This window comes from Gordonia sp. (in: high G+C Gram-positive bacteria), assembly GCF_049647785.1.
In the GTDB taxonomy this organism is placed as follows: Bacteria; Actinomycetota; Actinomycetes; order Mycobacteriales; family Mycobacteriaceae; genus Gordonia.
Window position 1 is genome coordinate 22,748 of sequence record NZ_JBARYI010000034.1, and the last position, 15,436, is coordinate 38,183.

General features: G+C 64.2%; 16 protein-coding genes. 9 read left to right on the forward strand and 7 right to left on the reverse strand.

The genetic code is table 11. The features are described from left to right. Window position 1 precedes the first annotated feature (1 nt). The 6 genes from WBA38_RS05380 (at window position 2) to WBA38_RS05405 (ending at window position 5,255) form a co-directional block, all read left to right on the forward strand. Window positions 2-595: a helix-turn-helix transcriptional regulator gene (locus tag WBA38_RS05380; protein ID WP_424322259.1), complete on the forward strand. Its 594-nt coding sequence runs from the start codon at window positions 2-4 to the stop codon at window positions 593-595. Beyond that, window positions 592-1,041, forward strand: a complete 450-nt coding sequence (locus WBA38_RS05385) for a hypothetical protein (RefSeq protein WP_424322260.1) — start codon at window positions 592-594, stop codon at window positions 1,039-1,041. Before WBA38_RS05380 ends, WBA38_RS05385 begins: the two co-directional genes overlap by 4 nt. A gap of 70 nt (window positions 1,042-1,111) precedes the next feature. Next, window positions 1,112-2,023, forward strand: a complete 912-nt coding sequence (locus WBA38_RS05390) for an enoyl-CoA hydratase (protein WP_424322261.1) — start codon at window positions 1,112-1,114, stop codon at window positions 2,021-2,023. After that, window positions 2,023-3,189, forward strand: a complete 1,167-nt coding sequence (locus WBA38_RS05395; protein ID WP_424322262.1) for an acyl-CoA dehydrogenase family protein — start codon at window positions 2,023-2,025, stop codon at window positions 3,187-3,189. Before WBA38_RS05390 ends, WBA38_RS05395 begins: the two co-directional genes overlap by 1 nt. 3 nt (window positions 3,190-3,192) lie before the next feature. Further along, window positions 3,193-4,164 carry an acyl-CoA dehydrogenase family protein gene (locus WBA38_RS05400; protein WP_424322263.1) on the forward strand — a complete coding sequence of 324 codons (972 nt, stop codon included), beginning with the start codon at window positions 3,193-3,195 and terminating at the stop codon, window positions 4,162-4,164. Continuing rightward, window positions 4,161-5,255, forward strand: a complete 1,095-nt coding sequence (locus WBA38_RS05405) for an acyl-CoA dehydrogenase family protein (protein WP_424322264.1) — start codon at window positions 4,161-4,163, stop codon at window positions 5,253-5,255. Before WBA38_RS05400 ends, WBA38_RS05405 begins: the two co-directional genes overlap by 4 nt. A 19-nt stretch (window positions 5,256-5,274) precedes the next feature. Here WBA38_RS05405 and WBA38_RS05410 read toward each other — a convergent pair whose 3' ends face one another. Next, a complete protein-coding gene (locus tag WBA38_RS05410) occupies window positions 5,275-6,504 on the reverse strand; it encodes an Nramp family divalent metal transporter (RefSeq protein WP_424322265.1) in 1,230 nt (409 codons plus the stop codon). 162 nt (window positions 6,505-6,666) lie between these two features. Here WBA38_RS05410 and WBA38_RS05415 point away from each other — a divergent pair, with 162 nt between their 5' ends. After that, on the forward strand, window positions 6,667-7,536 hold the full coding sequence (locus tag WBA38_RS05415; protein WP_424296134.1) for an alpha/beta fold hydrolase: 870 nt from the start codon (window positions 6,667-6,669) through the stop codon (window positions 7,534-7,536). Window positions 7,537-7,739: 203 nt separating this feature from the next. Here the strand turns inward: WBA38_RS05415 and WBA38_RS05420 are convergent, their stop codons facing one another. The 6 genes from WBA38_RS05420 to hsaA are packed head-to-tail and all read right to left on the reverse strand — an operon-like array spanning window position 7,740 to window position 13,624. After that, a complete protein-coding gene (locus tag WBA38_RS05420) occupies window positions 7,740-8,879 on the reverse strand; it encodes a sulfotransferase family protein (RefSeq protein ID WP_424322266.1) in 1,140 nt (379 codons plus the stop codon). Further along, a complete protein-coding gene (locus tag WBA38_RS05425) occupies window positions 8,872-9,654 on the reverse strand; it encodes an SDR family oxidoreductase (protein WP_424296138.1) in 783 nt (260 codons plus the stop codon). The genes WBA38_RS05420 and WBA38_RS05425 overlap by 8 nt, the downstream gene beginning before the upstream one ends. Before the next feature lie 49 nt (window positions 9,655-9,703). After that, complete coding sequence (locus WBA38_RS05430) at window positions 9,704-10,906, reverse strand: hypothetical protein (RefSeq protein ID WP_424296167.1); 1,203 nt, start codon at window positions 10,904-10,906, stop codon at window positions 9,704-9,706. Beyond that, window positions 10,897-11,472, reverse strand: coding sequence for a 3-hydroxy-9,10-secoandrosta-1,3,5(10)-triene-9,17-dione monooxygenase reductase subunit (gene hsaB / locus WBA38_RS05435; RefSeq protein WP_424296140.1), 576 nt, complete (start codon window positions 11,470-11,472; stop codon window positions 10,897-10,899). The genes WBA38_RS05430 and hsaB overlap by 10 nt, the downstream gene beginning before the upstream one ends. Window positions 11,473-11,482: 10 nt before the next feature. Then, on the reverse strand, window positions 11,483-12,397 hold the full coding sequence (hsaC, locus tag WBA38_RS05440) for an iron-dependent extradiol dioxygenase HsaC (RefSeq protein WP_424296142.1): 915 nt from the start codon (window positions 12,395-12,397) through the stop codon (window positions 11,483-11,485). Window positions 12,398-12,439: 42 nt separating this feature from the next. After that, window positions 12,440-13,624, reverse strand: a complete 1,185-nt coding sequence (gene hsaA, locus WBA38_RS05445; protein WP_424322267.1) for a 3-hydroxy-9,10-secoandrosta-1,3,5(10)-triene-9,17-dione monooxygenase oxygenase subunit — start codon at window positions 13,622-13,624, stop codon at window positions 12,440-12,442. Between the two features lie 162 nt (window positions 13,625-13,786). On the opposite strand from hsaA, the gene WBA38_RS05450 reads away from it, so the two are divergent. Continuing rightward, window positions 13,787-14,950: a Rieske 2Fe-2S domain-containing protein gene (locus tag WBA38_RS05450; protein WP_424296146.1), complete on the forward strand. Its 1,164-nt coding sequence runs from the start codon at window positions 13,787-13,789 to the stop codon at window positions 14,948-14,950. Continuing rightward, the gene (locus tag WBA38_RS05455) at window positions 14,950-15,336 is read left to right on the forward strand and encodes a hypothetical protein (protein ID WP_424296148.1); all 387 of its coding nucleotides are present in this window, start codon (window positions 14,950-14,952) and stop codon (window positions 15,334-15,336) included. Before WBA38_RS05450 ends, WBA38_RS05455 begins: the two co-directional genes overlap by 1 nt. The last annotated feature ends 100 nt before the right edge of the window (window positions 15,337-15,436 follow it).

The following is a 15,436-nucleotide window of genomic DNA, read 5'->3' on the forward strand; positions in this document are numbered from 1 at the left end:
CATGCGCGCCACCATCCTTAACGCGCTGCGAAACGCCGAGGGGCCGATGACCGTCGCCGACCTGGCGACGATCACCGGCATCCCCGCCACGACCGTCCGTTTCCATTTGCACGCCCTGATCGACGACGGGGTCGTGGCGGCCGACCCCGAACCGCGATCGGGCCGCGGCCGGCCACGCATGCTGTACCGCTCACATGCGGTCATGGATCCGTCGGGCGCGCGAAATTTTGTGCTGCTCGCCGAGGTGATGGTGGAGGCCCTCGCTGCGGCACCAAACGCCGTCGAACATGCACTGGAAGCCGGACGCGCCTGGGGCGAGCGGCAGGCTGCGACCGGTTCCCATCCAGTAGCCGATTTGGTTGCCACCCTTGATAATTTCGGCTTTGCTCCCGAACCGGCCGGCGACGGCGTCCGCCTTAATAGTTGTCCATTCTTGGAACTGGCGAAGTCTCATCCCACCGTCACCTGCGCGGTTCACCGGGGAATCATGCAGGGCGTGCTGGCCTCACACGACACCCCGCTGCGACTAGAAAGACTCGACGCTTTCGTCGACGGCGACCACTGCATGGCCACCCTGACAGGAGAAACTGCGTGAGCCAACCGAGCGTGAAGGTCGACGAATTCACCGTTGCCGGCATGGTGTTCGTGATCGCGGGCGGACTGGTCGCGGCGGCGACCGGACCGCTGAACTGGTCGAAGGGCAGTTGGCTGTCCGCTTTCATGGTGCTGGTGTGCGGCGTTGCCCTGATTGCGATCGGGATTGCTCAGCAGCACAGCACAGAACCGGTGCCGCGCCGAACGCGTCTGGTTCAACTCGGCGGATGGCTCCTCGCCAACGGCCTCGTGGCGGTGGGTGCCCTTGTCGACATCGCGGCACTGACGGCGATCGGGTCGATCTTGCTCCTGGCAATCCTGCTGTTGACCGCCTGGGTTGGCCTCAATCTTGTACGCACACGGCACGCCTGGGCATACGTCTACGTCGCAATCTTGCTGGTTTTGGCGATCAGCGCCCCCATTGGAATGGCGCTGTCCGTACGGTAACCGCGGCCCGTTCGGGAAATGCACACCTCCCGGCTACCAACCAAGCACTTGCTAGGTTAGAGTCGGAGGTATGAGCAATGCCGTCATCCCGCCAGCCCTGGGGCCCGACGACCTCGGTCCCGACACGTCACCCATCGCGTACGAGACGTCCGGTGCCGTCGCCTACGTGACGCTGAATCGCCCGGACTTCCGCAATGCGCAGAACTCGGTGATGACCTATTCGCTCGACGCCGCCTACCGCAAGGCCGTCGACGACAACAACGTCAAGGTCATCGTGCTGCGCGCCAACGGCAAGCATTTCTCCGCAGGCCACGACATCGGCACCCCCGAACGCGACTTCAACACGTTCTACCCGAATACCGCGACCCTGCACTGGGACCACACCCGCGCCGACGGCGAAGCCCTCGACAGCAACCAGCGCCTCGCCCGCGAGATCGAGGTCTACATGGGCATGTGCCGCCGCTGGCGTGACATCCCCAAGCCCGTCATCGCGCAGGTCCACGGTGCCTGCATCGCCGGCGGCCTGATGCTCGCGTGGTCGGCCGACTTCATCGTCGCCTCCGACGACGCCTTCTTCTCCGATCCCGTCGCCCGCATGGGCATTCCGGGCGTCGAATACTTTGCACACGCCTACGTGCTCGGTACTCGTCGCGCCAAGGAGATCCTCTTTACCGGCCAGCGCTTCACCGCGGCGCAGGCCCTCGACTGGGGCATGGTGAACCACGTGGTCCCGCGCGATGAGCTCGCCGCCAAGGTCGACGAACTGTGCGCGCAGATGACCGAGATGCCGATGCAGGGCCTGTTCTTGAGCAAGAAGGCCGTCAATATCTGCGAAGACCAAATGGGCATGCGCAATGCCATGGACTCGGTCTTCGGCTGGCACCACTTTGCCCACGCCGCCAACGACGCCGACTCCGGCGACTCGCTGGGTGGCATGGACGCCAAGAGTATGAAGAACGCTGCTGAGAAGGGTAAAGCCTGATGGACCTGTTGTTCGACGACGCCGCGCAGGCGTTCCGCGCCGAGGTGCGCGCCTGGCTGGCCGAGCACGTGCCCGCCGAGCCACTTCCGTCGATGGACACCGCCGAAGGCTTTGAGGCCCACCGCAAGTGGGAAGCCGAAATGGCTGCCGACCGCATGTCGGTGGTGAGCTGGCCGGAGGAGTTCGGTGGCCGCGACGAGCCGCTGCTGCACTGGCTGATTTTCGAAGAGGAGTACTACCGCTCGGGTGCGCCCGGACGCGTCAGCCAGAACGGCATCTTCCTGCTGGCCCCCACGCTCTTCGAGCACGCGAGCCCCGAGCAGTTGGCGCGCATCATGCCGCGCATGGCCCGTTCGGAAGACATTTGGGGTCAGGCCTGGAGTGAGCCGGAAGCCGGCTCCGACCTGGCGTCGCTGCGTTCGACGGCGACCCGCACCGAGGGCGGCTGGCTGCTCAACGGCCAGAAGACCTGGAGTTCGCGGTCGAGCTTCGCGGACTGGGGTTTCGGCCTGTTCCGCACCAACCCGGATGAGTCGCGCCACAAGGGCATCACGTACTTCATGTTCGATCTGAAGGCAGCTGGCGTCACCGTCCGGCCAATCGCTCAGCTCGACGGCGAAGCCGGCTTTGCCGAGCTCTTCCTCGAGGACGTCTTTGTCCCCGACGATCCGGCCGACCCGGCAAACTCCGGCGTCATCGGGCAGGTCGACAACGGCTGGAAGGTCGCGATGAGCACCGCAGCCAACGAGCGCGGACTGTCGTTGCGCTCCCCCGGCCGGTTCCTCGCCGCCACCGACCGTCTGGTCAACCTCTGGAAGACCAACGGCGCCGACGCGCCGTCGACCGCCGCCACCGACAAGGGCGTCGCCGACGCGTGGATCGGTTCGCGCGCCTACGAGCTATCGACGTACCAGACCGTGAGCCGTCTGGCCGCTGGCGGACAGCTCGGCATGGAGTCGTCGATCAACAAGGTGTTCTGGTCGCAGTGGGACATTGCCGCCCACGAGACCGCCCTCGACCTGCAGGGCATCGACGCCGAACTGGCCGACCCCTGGATGGACGGCTACCTCTTCTCGCTGTCCGGCCCGATTTACGCCGGCACCAACGAGATTCAGCGCAATGTGATCGCCGAGCGACTTCTCGGCCTGCCCCGCGGAGACCGATAGATCATGGACTTTCTGCTTAACGACATCCACACCGACCTCGCGTCGACCGTCGCCGCCATTGGTGAGAAGGCTGGCGGTTCGTCCGTCGCACGCGCCTGGTCCGAGGGCGATCGTGCTCCCGGCCTGAACGTGTACCGTCAGCTCGCCGAAGCCGGCATCACCGGACTCATCGTCGACGATGAGCTCGGCGGTTCCGGCGCCGGTGCCACCGAAATGGTGGTCGCCGCCGAACAGATCGGTCGCATCGCGCTGCCCGGTCCGGTCGCCGAAACCCTCGCGGCCGTGCCGACCGCACTCGCCGCAGCCGGCGCCACCGATGCGCTCGAGTCGCTGCTCGGCGGTCGTCCCGCGACCATCGGCACCGAGGCCACCGGTTTCCGCGCCGCCAGCCCCACCGACGCCGACGTCTACCTGCTGCGCGACGGCACCCTGTCGTCCGCGAGCATCGTCGCCGAACACGAGTCGGTCGACCCGACTCGCACGCTGGCCGATCTGGCGGCGCAGGCCGAGCTCGGTGCCGCCGATGCCGCCGCCGTCGCCGACCTGGCAGCCCTCGCGACCGCTGCCGAACTCATCGGTCTCGGATCCGCGATGCTCGATCTCGCCTCCGAATACGCCAAGAGCCGCAAGCAGTTTGGGCGTGCCATCGGCGCGTACCAGGCCGTGAAGCACCACTTGGCCGACGTCGCCGTGGCCGTCGAAATGGCTCGCCCGCTGGTGTGGGGTGCAGCCGTGGGACTCGACGGAAATGCCCCCGATTCGTCGGCGGTCGCCGTCTCGCGTGATATCTCGGCAGCCAAGGTCGCCGCCGCCGATGCCGCCTACTTGGCATCTCGTCGCAGCCTGCAGGTGCTCGGAGCCATCGGCTACACCGCCGAGCACGACCTGTCGCTGTACCTCACCAAGACCCGCGCACTCGTGTCGGCCTGGGGTACCCCGGCCCAGCACCGCGCCCGGATTCTGGAGACACTGTGACGACGCCGGAGGCCATTAGCGCCGAGGACCGCGCGGCCCTCACCGAGTCGATCCGCGACGTACTGCGTCGTCGTTCCGATTCGGCCGCGGTGCGTGCCGCCATCACCAACGATGGTCGTATCGATCGCACGCTATGGGAGACATTGTGCGGTGAGATCGGCGTAGCCGCCCTCGCGGTTCCCGAAGACTACGACGGCGCTGGAGCCAGCCTCGCCGAGACCGCGCTAGCCGTCGAAGAGGTCGGCGCCGTGCTGGCACCGGTCCCCGTGTTCTCGTCGGCCGTCCTCGCTGCGGGCACCGTCATGGCATCGGGCGATACTGAAGCGGCCGCGCGCCTGCTCCCGGACTTCGCGTCGGGCGAGAAGATCGGTGCGCTCTGCTGGGCTAGTGCTTCCGGATGGTCGGTTCCCGGCGTTACGGCAGAGGCCGGATTGCTCTCCGGCACAGCCGAATACGTGATCGACGGCGAGACCGCCGATGTGTTCCTGGTGATCGCTGGTCGAGCTGGCGACGTTGACGCGCCGTTGACGTTGCACGAGGTTCCGGCCGACGCCGAAGGTGTCACCGTGACTCCGCTCCCCCTGCTCGATCCCACGCGCGCCCTGTCGCGGGTGCACTTCGACGAGGTCCCCTCGACCACCATCGCGTCGCCGTCCGACCTCGCCGACCGCGTCCGCACGCTCGCCTGGGCCATGCTTTCAGCTGAGCAGGTCGGCGGTGCCGCACGCGCCGTCGAACTATCCGTGGAGCACACGTCGGCCCGCAAGCAGTTTGGTCGCACGCTGGCGTCTTTCCAGGCACTCAAGCACGCGATGGCCAACATGTACACCTCCGTTGAGACCATGCGGTCTATCTCGGGCGCGGCCATCGACGCCGTCGTGCATCAGCGCCCCGAGGCTGCCGAACTCGCTGCCGCTGCGCATGTCTACTGCTCCGAGCACTACATGTCGGTGACCGGCGAGGCCGTGCAGCTGCACGGCGGAATCGGCATCACCTGGGAGCACGACATCGGGCTGTTCTTTAAGCGCGCCCAGGCCGACGCCCAGTTGTTTGGGCAGCCGCACGAGGCGCTCGCACAAATCAGTCTGTAACCAACTCGGCTTATCCCTGCTAGCCGGTGACTGTCAGATAAATCAGCACCACATTGAGCACCACGATCGCGAAGGCCGCTGCCGCTGAACCCCAGCGCAGCGGCCTTCCGTCGACGAAGGGCCCCATGAGCGCCTTGTCCGCGGTGTAGCGACGCAACGGGATGATCGCGAACGGGATACCGAAACTCAAGACCACCTGCGAGATCACCAGCGCCGTCGTCGGATCGATGCCGGCTGCCAGGATGATGACCGCGGGAATGAGGGTGACCGAGCGTCGCACCAGCATCGGGATCTGCTTCTTCAACAAACCTTCCATGATGGAGCCGCCAGCGTAGGCACCCACTGAAGTCGAGGCAATCCCGGAGGCCAGCAAGCCCACCGCAAAGACCGCAGCAACGACGGGGCCGAGCGCATCGCCAACCGCAGCATGCGCACCTTCGATACTGTCGGTCCCTTCGCGGCCGTACAGACTCGTCGCGGCGAGCACCAGCAGCGCAATATTGACGGTGCCAGCAATCACCAACGCGATCACCACATCAACCCGAGTGATCGACAGCAGTTTGCGGGTCCGTCGCTCATTGTCAGGCAACCCGTGCCGGTCGATGACGAGCGTCGAATGCAAATAGATCGCGTGCGGCATCACCGTCGCGCCCAGCATCGACGCCGCCAGCAGCACCGTTTCCGTGCCAGCCAACCGTGGGACCATGCCGTTCACGAGGCCGCCGACGTCCGGTGGGTTCACCAGCAGGCCCGACACAAAACCAATCACGATGATCGCCAGCAAACCGATGATCACGAACTCAAACCGTCGCTGCCTGCGCCGATTCGCCATCGTCAGCAAAGCCATCGACACCACGCCAACAATCACACCGCCCACCGGCAGCGGCAAACCAAACAGCAGATTCAAGGCAATGGCGCCGCCGATTACCTCGGCGATATCGGTGGCGCCAGCAACCAATTCCGCCTGTCCCCAAAACAGTAGGCGGGACCGCTGGGGCAGTCGTAGGCCGAGGGTCTGAGGCAGGGACTTTCCGGTGACCACGCCCAGCTTCGCCGACTGGTACTGCACCATCACCGCCATCACATTGGCCACCAGAAGCACCCAAACCAGCAGGTAGCCGTACTTGGCGCCCGCAGTGATGTTGGCCGCGACGTTACCGGGATCGACGTAGGCAATCGCGGCGACAAATGCCGGACCCATGAGTCCGGCAGCACGCGCGAGGCTTCGTCGATGTCCCGGTTGCAGCATTATTTGAGGGTAGCCGGTAGCTTTAGTTTCGGCCAACCGAAATTAGGTATGAGGTGCGTCATGACCACGTCGTCGTGGGCGAACCGCACCCCAAAGACTCCGCCAACGCCGATATGTAGTAACCACAAGGGAGAGAGATTCTCTTTTGTGAAGGGACGTCACATGGTCGACGCAACACCCCAGCCGTTCGTAGTCAGGTCAGGCGAACTCGAACTCCGTGGCGATCACTGGCCAGCCACCGGGTCCGGCTCCGGCACCACCCCCGCGCTCCTCCTCCACGGCGGCGGCCAAACACGGCATTCGTGGGACCGCACCGCCGCAGCTCTCGCCTCCCGCGGTCGTGAGGTGTACACGCTCGACGCGCGCGGCCACGGCGACAGCAGTTGGGCCGCCGATGGAAACTACGGACTCGAAGGGTTTGTCGACGATCTGCGCAACATCCTGTCGACGTCGCCCGCGAAGCCGGTCGTCATTGGCGCCTCACTGGGTGGCATCACAGCCCTGTGCACCGCCGGCGAGGACGAGGATGCGGTAGCTGCGCTGGTGATGGTCGACGTCGTCGTCGATGTGGAGCAGAAGGGCATCGACCGCATCAAAGCCTTCATGACCGACCACGTCGACGGTTTTGACACTCTCGACGATGTTGCCGACGCGATTGCCGCTTACAACCCGGCGCGCCAGCGAACCAAGAACCTAGAGGGCCTCAAGAAGAACGTCCGCCAACGGGAGGACGGTCGTTGGTACTGGCATTGGGATCCCGAGTTCATTCACTCCGGTGAAGGCGACGAGCCGCGTCGACACACCGATCCGGTCCGCCTGGCTGCCGCTGCCCGCCAGGTTTCGGTCCCGACGCTCGTCGTACGTGGCGGAAAGTCGGATGTGGTGAGCGATGCCGGCATCGCATCGATGAAGCGTCTCGTCCCCCACGCCGAGATCGCCGACGTCTCCGGTGCCGGTCACATGGTCGCGGGCGACGACAACGAAGTCTTCGCCGCCGCCATCGAGGCCTTCCTCGACCGTAACGGCCTGTAGGCCCACCAGACAGCCCCCCCAAAAAACGCGGTTTATCGCCCCCGAATTCCCCCTTTTCTGTCACATCCGACACGAATTCGTCAGTCGTTCCGTCACCGACCGTGGCGCGTCGTGACGGAACGGTCGAATCGTGACAGAAAAGGGGCGGAGCGGAGCGGAGCGGAGAAACGCGGGGGAAACGGGCGGGGGCGGAGAAAACCCGGCTACGCGAAGGCGGCCTGGACCTGCTCGGTGGTGAGGCCGTAGTCCGCTAAGGAGTACTTGTGTTGGGGACGACGGTCGCCGGACTGGGAGTCCTTGTCGAGATCCTCCATAGCTGCGCGGGCCGCCGGCGTGAACTCGGTGCCGACCGCGTCGTACACGCGTTGGACGGTGCCGAACGGATCCGACCGCAAGTCAGCGAAGTCGACGTCCACGAACTGGGCGGGATCGTACTTTTGGCGTGCCTGCGAGAACGACTTGAGTCCCCGCGACCACAAGTCCAGCTGGGTCTCGCCAATACTGCTGCCGGTAAACGCCGTCGAATAGCCCTCGGTCGCATGCTCGGCCAGGCTGCACATTGACGCAATGATCGTCTCCGGCGCGCGGTGCGTCTGCACGACGATCGCATCCGGATACACCTTCATCAGGGCGTCGAGCGAGAACAGATGGCTCGGGTTCTTGAGCACCCAACGACGGTCCTGATCGTGGAGCCCGATCAGCTGCAAGTTGCGACGGTGCCGCTCAAATGCGGGCGTCCAATCCTGCTTGGCCAGCCACGCCGAGTACGACGGGATGTGCGCCAGAGACTCGTACGAGATCGACGTCAAGGACTGCCGCAGCAACTGCCAGCACTCCTCAACCTCGCCCGCACTCATGTAGTGCAGGCCCATAAACTCCGGGTTCTCGACGTGATGCTGAGACAGCCCAGCGTTGATCTGCTGGTAGACGGGATTGGCGTCCCATAACTCGCGCGGCGGGCGCGGCTGCGGGAACTCCGTGAGCCACATTTCGAGCCCCTGGTTGGCGGGGTCGGCGGCCAGCAGGCGATGCAGCGCGGTAGTGCCGGTGCGCGGAAGTCCGGTCACGAACACCGGGCGCTTGATCTCAACGTCGGCGTAGCCCGGATTGTTCTTCCAACCGGCCTCGCTGAGCAGCCGCGCAATCAGCGCACCCTTGAGGAAGTAGCGGAACATCTTGCTGCCGGTGGGGGTTAGTTCTGCTTCGTCGCGGTACGAGTCGAGAAGCACCTGCAAACCTTCGAGGTACTCCGACCGATCGCCAAAATCATCTAAACCGACTGTGCGAGTGGCTGATTCATGCAGTTCGTCGACTTCCCCAACCAGGGTTCGCGCCTCAGACATGGTATTCACCGCAGTTCACGTCCAGGGTCTGACCGGTGATGGACCGCGACATGCTCGACGCGAAGAACACGACCGCATCGGCGATCTCATCCGGTTCCGGAAGCCGCTTCAAATCGCTGCGCGACGCCGTCTGCTCGTAGACCTGTTCCGGGGTGATTCCGTACTTTTTGGCGACCTCGCCGAAGTACCACTTCAGCTGGTCGTCCCAGATGTAGCCGGGCACCACGCTGTTGATGCGAATACCGTCGCTGCCGAGCTCACTCGCCAGTGTCTGCGACATCGCCAGCAGCGCCGACTTCGCGATCTTGTAGCTGCCGTAGCGCGGCTCGGAGTGCCTAACCACCATCGAGTTCACGTTGACGATGGCACCGTCGTTCTCGGCGAGCGCCGGCGTGAACGCCTTGATGACTCGCAGTGTGCCGAGGACCGTCAGGTTCAAGCTATCGGTGATCTGGTCAAAGTCCGTGCGCCCCAACGGCTTCATCGACGGAATGGCGAAGGCATTGTTAACCAGGGCATCGACCCGACCGAACTCGGCGACGGTGCGCTCAACGAGGTTCTGCACGGCGGCCTCGTCGGTGATATCCGTCGGCACGGTCAGCGCCTGGCCGCCAGCAGCCCGAATCTCGTCGGCGATCTCCGCCAACCGTGACTCGGTGCGGGCAGCCAGCACGACCTTCGCTCCGGCCGCGGCCGACTTCAGGCACACCGAGCGCCCCAGTGCCGGCCCCACGCCCGATACGACGACCACTTTGCCGTCGAGTAGTCCAGTCATCGAAAAAGCCCTCCTAGAACAGGCACCAAAGCGAATGCGGTAGCGGAGACTAGCCGAGCATCCGGCGGGCAAAAGCTCGCTGCCGGACGGCAATTCGCTCGGACCAGCCGGGATCGTCGATCTGATTATCAGCAAAGTACGGCAAATGCGCAGCCACATCGGCATCATCGACCACCACGGCACTGGGACCGAGTTCGGGTGTCACGGGATTGTCGATTCGCTGCCACCGGAACTGCAAAATGCCGCGGCGGCGACCGGTGGTTTCGATCCAGTTGGCGATGCCCGGATTATTCTCAGAAATCACCATGCGGATCATGCCGTCCGGGTCCACCTGAGCCTGGGCCGAGTTCAACGACGTCTGGTGGTTTACGTAGTCGAGGGAGATGTACCACATGCTTCCGAGCTGAAAACCCTGGTACGGGGCCTGCGATTTCGGCACCGTCACGACCATCGCCTTACCGGCGGGGAGGTCGTAGTGGCCGACGGACGAGAACTGCGTCGACAGTCCGCCCGGCGTGCTGCGCGGCGCGGTAAAGGTGTTGACCGGCTCGTCCAGGTAGAACCACTTCGGGAAGTTGAACCAGGTATTGATGCGGGTGGTGAGCATCTTGGCGGCGATCGCGTAGCGTCGGGCCATCCGTGCCGTCGTTAGCTCTGCGGGGACCGTCCCGACGGTGTCGACACGTTCGATGGTGACCGAACCGCGCGTCTGCGTCGCCCAGTCGCCGTAAACCTCGCGGACCGCCAGCATGGACGCGCCCTCGCCGAGCACAAAGTAGTCGGCGGGCGGATTGTCGATCGCCGGACCAAAGGTGAGTTCAAAGCTGCCGTCGTCGGCGATGGTGATGCGACGATCGTCGAATGCCCCGTCACCACCGGGCACCTTGGTGGCCGTGTAATCACCGCGCAGCACCTGAAAACTGAGGTCAGCGGTGTTTCCCCGAACGCCGCGTACCACATAGGTAGCTTCGGGCACCACGGTCGCGTGGTAGTAGATCGTGTCGGGATTGTCGAGGCCCATCTTGGCGTATGGACCGGTAGACGTGACGAAGTACGGGTGCGCTTTGTCGTGGGCGCGAGCCAAATCGAGGATCGACGCGATGCTGCCCGAGAGATACTCAAGCCCCTCGGCGCGATCCGCGTCGGTCTCGGCAAACTCGGCACCCAAAACCATGGCCTCGGCTTCAGCAATCGCGGCGGTGAAAGGTGCCGTGATTGCACTCGGGGCACTCGTTTCGACCGTCACAGCCAGGTGTCCCCGTCGTTCCAGGTGAGGAAGTTTTCGAGTTCTGCCTTGGCAGGTGTGACGCGGGGGTGCTCGGTCGACAGGTAACCACCGCGGTAGAACAGCAGCGGCTTGTCTTGGACTACTTCGCCGAGCGTCAGCGCGCGGCCGATGACGACCCAGTGGTCGCCGCCGTCGCTGACGGAGTCGACGGAGCACTCAACCCAGGTGAGGTTGTTGCGCAGGACCGGCAGCCCGGCGGGCGACGGATCCCAAGCGATGCTTCTGAACTTATCCGAACCCGGTGCACCAAACGTCGCACTGACGTCCTCCTGCCGGTTCGACAGAATATTGACGACGAATTTGCCGTTGGCTTCGATGAGCGGCCAGGTGCCCGAGGTCTTCATCGGGCAAAAAACGATGAGCGGCGGATCCAGCGAGAGCGCCGCAAACGACTGGCAGGCAAAGCCCGCAGGCTTCCCGTCAGGATCGAGGGTCGTAATCACCGTCACCCCCGTACAGAACTGACCCATGGCAGTGCGGAACTGCCTGGAGTTGAAATCGTCGGTCCCGTACGGGGATGTCGGTGCCATCGAGTGCCCTCTACTTCATTCCGATAGTGAAATCGTGACCCCACAGGCTAACTGCCGTGGACTCGCGCGCGATCCATTCATTGTCATCTACAGTGCGACCCTCGCAACCGAATTCGATGTCGAACCCGCCCGGAGTCTTCATGTAGAACGACAGCATCAGGTCGTTCACGTGGCGACCCAAAGTTGCTGACATTGGCACCTTTTTGCGCAAGGCGCGGTCGTGGGCGAGACCGACATCGTCGGAGTTTTCGACCTCAACCATGAGGTGCACGATGCCCGTGCTGTTCGGGATCGGCAGGAATGCCAGCGAGTGGTGACGCGGGTTGCAGCCGAAGAACCGCAGCCATGCCGGTTCTTCACCTTCGGCCCGCCCGACCACCTGCGGAGGCAGTCGCATCGAGTCGCGGAGTCGGAAGCCGAGGACGTCGCGGTAGAACGCGAGAGCCTTGGCGTCGTCGGTCGTGGTCAGGACCACGTGGCCCAGACCCTGCTCAGCGGTGACGAAGGTGTGACCGTACGGGCTCACCACACGACGGTGCTGCAAGGCGACACCGTGGAACGCTTCGAGCACATTGCCGTCGGGGTCGGCGAAAACGATGAGCTCGTCGACGCGGCGGTCCGCGCGCTCTTCGTCGGTGCCTTCACGGAACTCGACGCCCGCGGCGGCGAGGTTGTCACGCACTTGCTGCAGTCCGGCGGCGGTCGCGCACTCCCAGCCCGAGCAGGCCAGGTGATCGCGATCGGAGGGGACGATAACCAGGCGCGCCGGGAAATCGTCCATCCGCAGGTAGAGGGCACCGGGGATAGACCCGGAACCTTCCACCATGCCGAGGACCTTCAGACCGTATTCGCGCCACGCATCCATGTCGGTGGCATCAATGCGCATGTAACCGAGTGACCGGATGGGGCTCTGGTCGTCAGACATCTACTGTCTTCCTCTTATCTAGTAGGTGTTTTCTCGAGCCGATTAGACCATCGTGTCGCCGATGGGGAGACCGAACTCCCCGTTACCGAATGCGACGTAGGCGCGCTCGGCGTCGTTGGCGGCGTGGACGCGGCCCGCGTGGGCGTCGCGCCAGAAACGCTGAATCGGGGTGCCGTTCTCAAGGGCGTGCGCACCCGAGTTTTCAAACAGCAGGTCGATCGAGTCGATGGCGCGACCGGTGGCGCGGACCTGGTCGCGGCGAGCAGCCAGACGCAGTTCCATCGGCACCTCTTCGCCGGCGACGATGAGGTCGTACTCATCCTGCAGGTTGCCCGACAGCTGGCGCCATGCGGCGTCGATGTCGCTAGCGGCTGCTGCGAGGCGGACCTTCGAGAACGGATCGTCCTTGGCCTTCTCGCCAGCGTAGGCGGCGCGGACGCGCTTGCCCTGGTGCTCGACGTGAGCGGTGTAGGTGCCGTAGGCCATTCCGACGATGGGTGTCGAGATGGTCGACGGGTGGATGGTGCCCCAAGGCATCTTGTAGACGGGGGCGGTGTTCTTCTCCAGGCCGGGCGCTTCACCCATGCTCATGGCGCGGAAGCTCAGCATGCGGTGGGTCGGGACGAAGACGTCCTTAACCTCGATGGTGTTGGAACCGGTGCCGCGGAGGCCGACGACGTTCCAGACGTCCTTGATGTTGTAGTCGCTGCGCGGGATCAGGAAGCTGACGAAGTCGACCGGCTTGCCGTCCTTGATCACCGGGCCACCGACGACCACCCAGTCGGCGATGTCGCAACCGGACGACCAAGCCCAGGATCCGTTGACCTTGTAGCCACCCTCGACGACCTCGCCCATACCCATCGGCGCGTACGAGGAGGAGATGCGGACGCTGGTGTCTTCGCCCCAGACGTCTTCCTGTGCCTGCTGGCTGAAGAGTGCGAGGTGCCAGTTGTGGACGCCGACGATTCCTGCGACCCAACCGGTGGAGCCACATGCGGTGGCGAGACGACGGACGGCCTCATAGAAGGTGACCGGGTCGGTCTGGTAGCCGCCCCACTGCTCGGGCTGCAGGAGCTTGAAGAAGCCCGTCTCTTCAACGAGAGTGGCGACCTCGTCGGGGATGCGTCGTGCATCTTCGGTGGACTGCGCGCGTGCGGCCAACTCCGGCAGCAATGCGTCGATCTTGTCCAGAACCTGTTGTGCGGCTTCGCTTCGCTGTGCTGCCATGAGGGTTGCTCCTGTTCGTCTTGGCGTCGAATTTCTACTAATATTAGAACACGTTCTCATTCAAAACTAGAACACGTTCTCATTTTGACGTAATTGTGCTCTAGTATCGATACAAGACGGGCGAATGCCCGACCAAAGACACCGACGAGGGAGTCAAGAGAAATGACTGACACCGGAATCCGGGAGATCGACACGGGCACGCCCCCCGCGCGGTTCGCCCGCGGATGGCACTGCATTGGACTGGTTGACGAATACAACGACGGCGAAACCCACTCGCTTGAGATCTTCGGCACCAAACTCGTCGTGTGGGCCGACCGCGAAGGCCAGATCCACACGCTGGACGCCTACTGCCGGCACATGGGTGCCGACCTGTCGATGGGCACCGTCAAGGGCGATAACGTCGCCTGCGCTTTTCACGGCTGGGAGTGGAACGGCAAGGGTCGCGCCGCCAACGTGCCCTACGCGAAGCGTCACCCCAAGCTAGCCAAGACCCGCACCTGGCCGACCATGGTCCGCAACGGCCAGGTCTTCGTCTACAACGATCCCGAGGAGAACGCTCCGTCGGACGACATCGTGATCCCCGAACTCGAAGAGTTCGGTCAGGACCAGTGGACGGGCTGGACCTGGAACAAGATCGTGATCGAGGGCTCCAACTGCCGCGAGATCATCGACAACGTAGTCGATATGGCGCACTTCTTCTACGTGCACTACGCACTCCCGGACTACTTCAAGAACGTCTTTGAGGGCGAAATCGCCGCGCAGTACATGAACAGCCACGGCCGTCCCGACGTGGGCATCTCGACCGCTTACGGTGACACCCGCCTGGAATCAATCGCCGCGTATTACGGACCGTCGTACATGTTGAACCCGATGGTCCAGTACTACGGCGACTACTCGATCGAAACGATCCTGACCAACTGCCACTACCCGATCAGCGAGAACTCGTTCGCGCTGATGTTCGGCGTGATGGCGAAGGTGCCCGAGGGCCTCAACGCCGATCAGGCTCAGGTAATGGTCGAGAAGATCACCAAGGGCGTCGAGGTTGGCTTCCTGCAGGACGTCGCGATCTGGAAGCGCAAGACTCGCATCGACAACCCGCTGCTCGTCGAAGAGGACGGCCCCGTCTACCAGCTTCGCCGCTGGTACGAGCAGTTCTACGTCGACGCCGCCGACGTCACCGAAGAGATGACCGGCCGCTACGAGTACGAAATCGACACCGAGAAGGCGCTCGAAAGCTGGGGCGTGGAGGTTGCGGAAAACCTCCGCGTCAAGGCTGAGAAGGAAGCTGCCGAGAAGGCCGCCGACTCCGAGGGTGCGTCAGTCTGATGACTCGCGCCGACGAACGCGACGCCGCAGGTGCGGGCTGGGCCAAGGCTCCCGCGTGGGCCAATGACCCGGACCGCGCCGCGGAAGTCGCTGCGGCCACGGCCCGCGACCGTCGGCATTACCTGTCCGGCGGGATGACCGAGCTCGAATGTCGTACCTGCCACGCCCAGGTGATGGTCAAAAAGACCGGCGCTCATCACACCAGCGTGCAGTGGAATGAGCCCGCTCTGGAGCAGTGCGTCGAGATCTCCGCGATTCTCGCCGACGGTGGTCGTGCCGCGTTGCTGCCGACTTGCCCCCGGCTCTCGGCAAGCATCGATCACGGTGTTGCCGAAGGCATCATTCCCAACGAATCCCCCGCCGAAGACCCCGACGGCTACTGGTGACTTAGGTCGAAACAACAAAGCTGGGCCGCCACGGACTTCCCGTGGCGGCCCAGTTTTGCGTTCTCGCATGATGCGTCGATTCCCGCACTACGTCTGACAT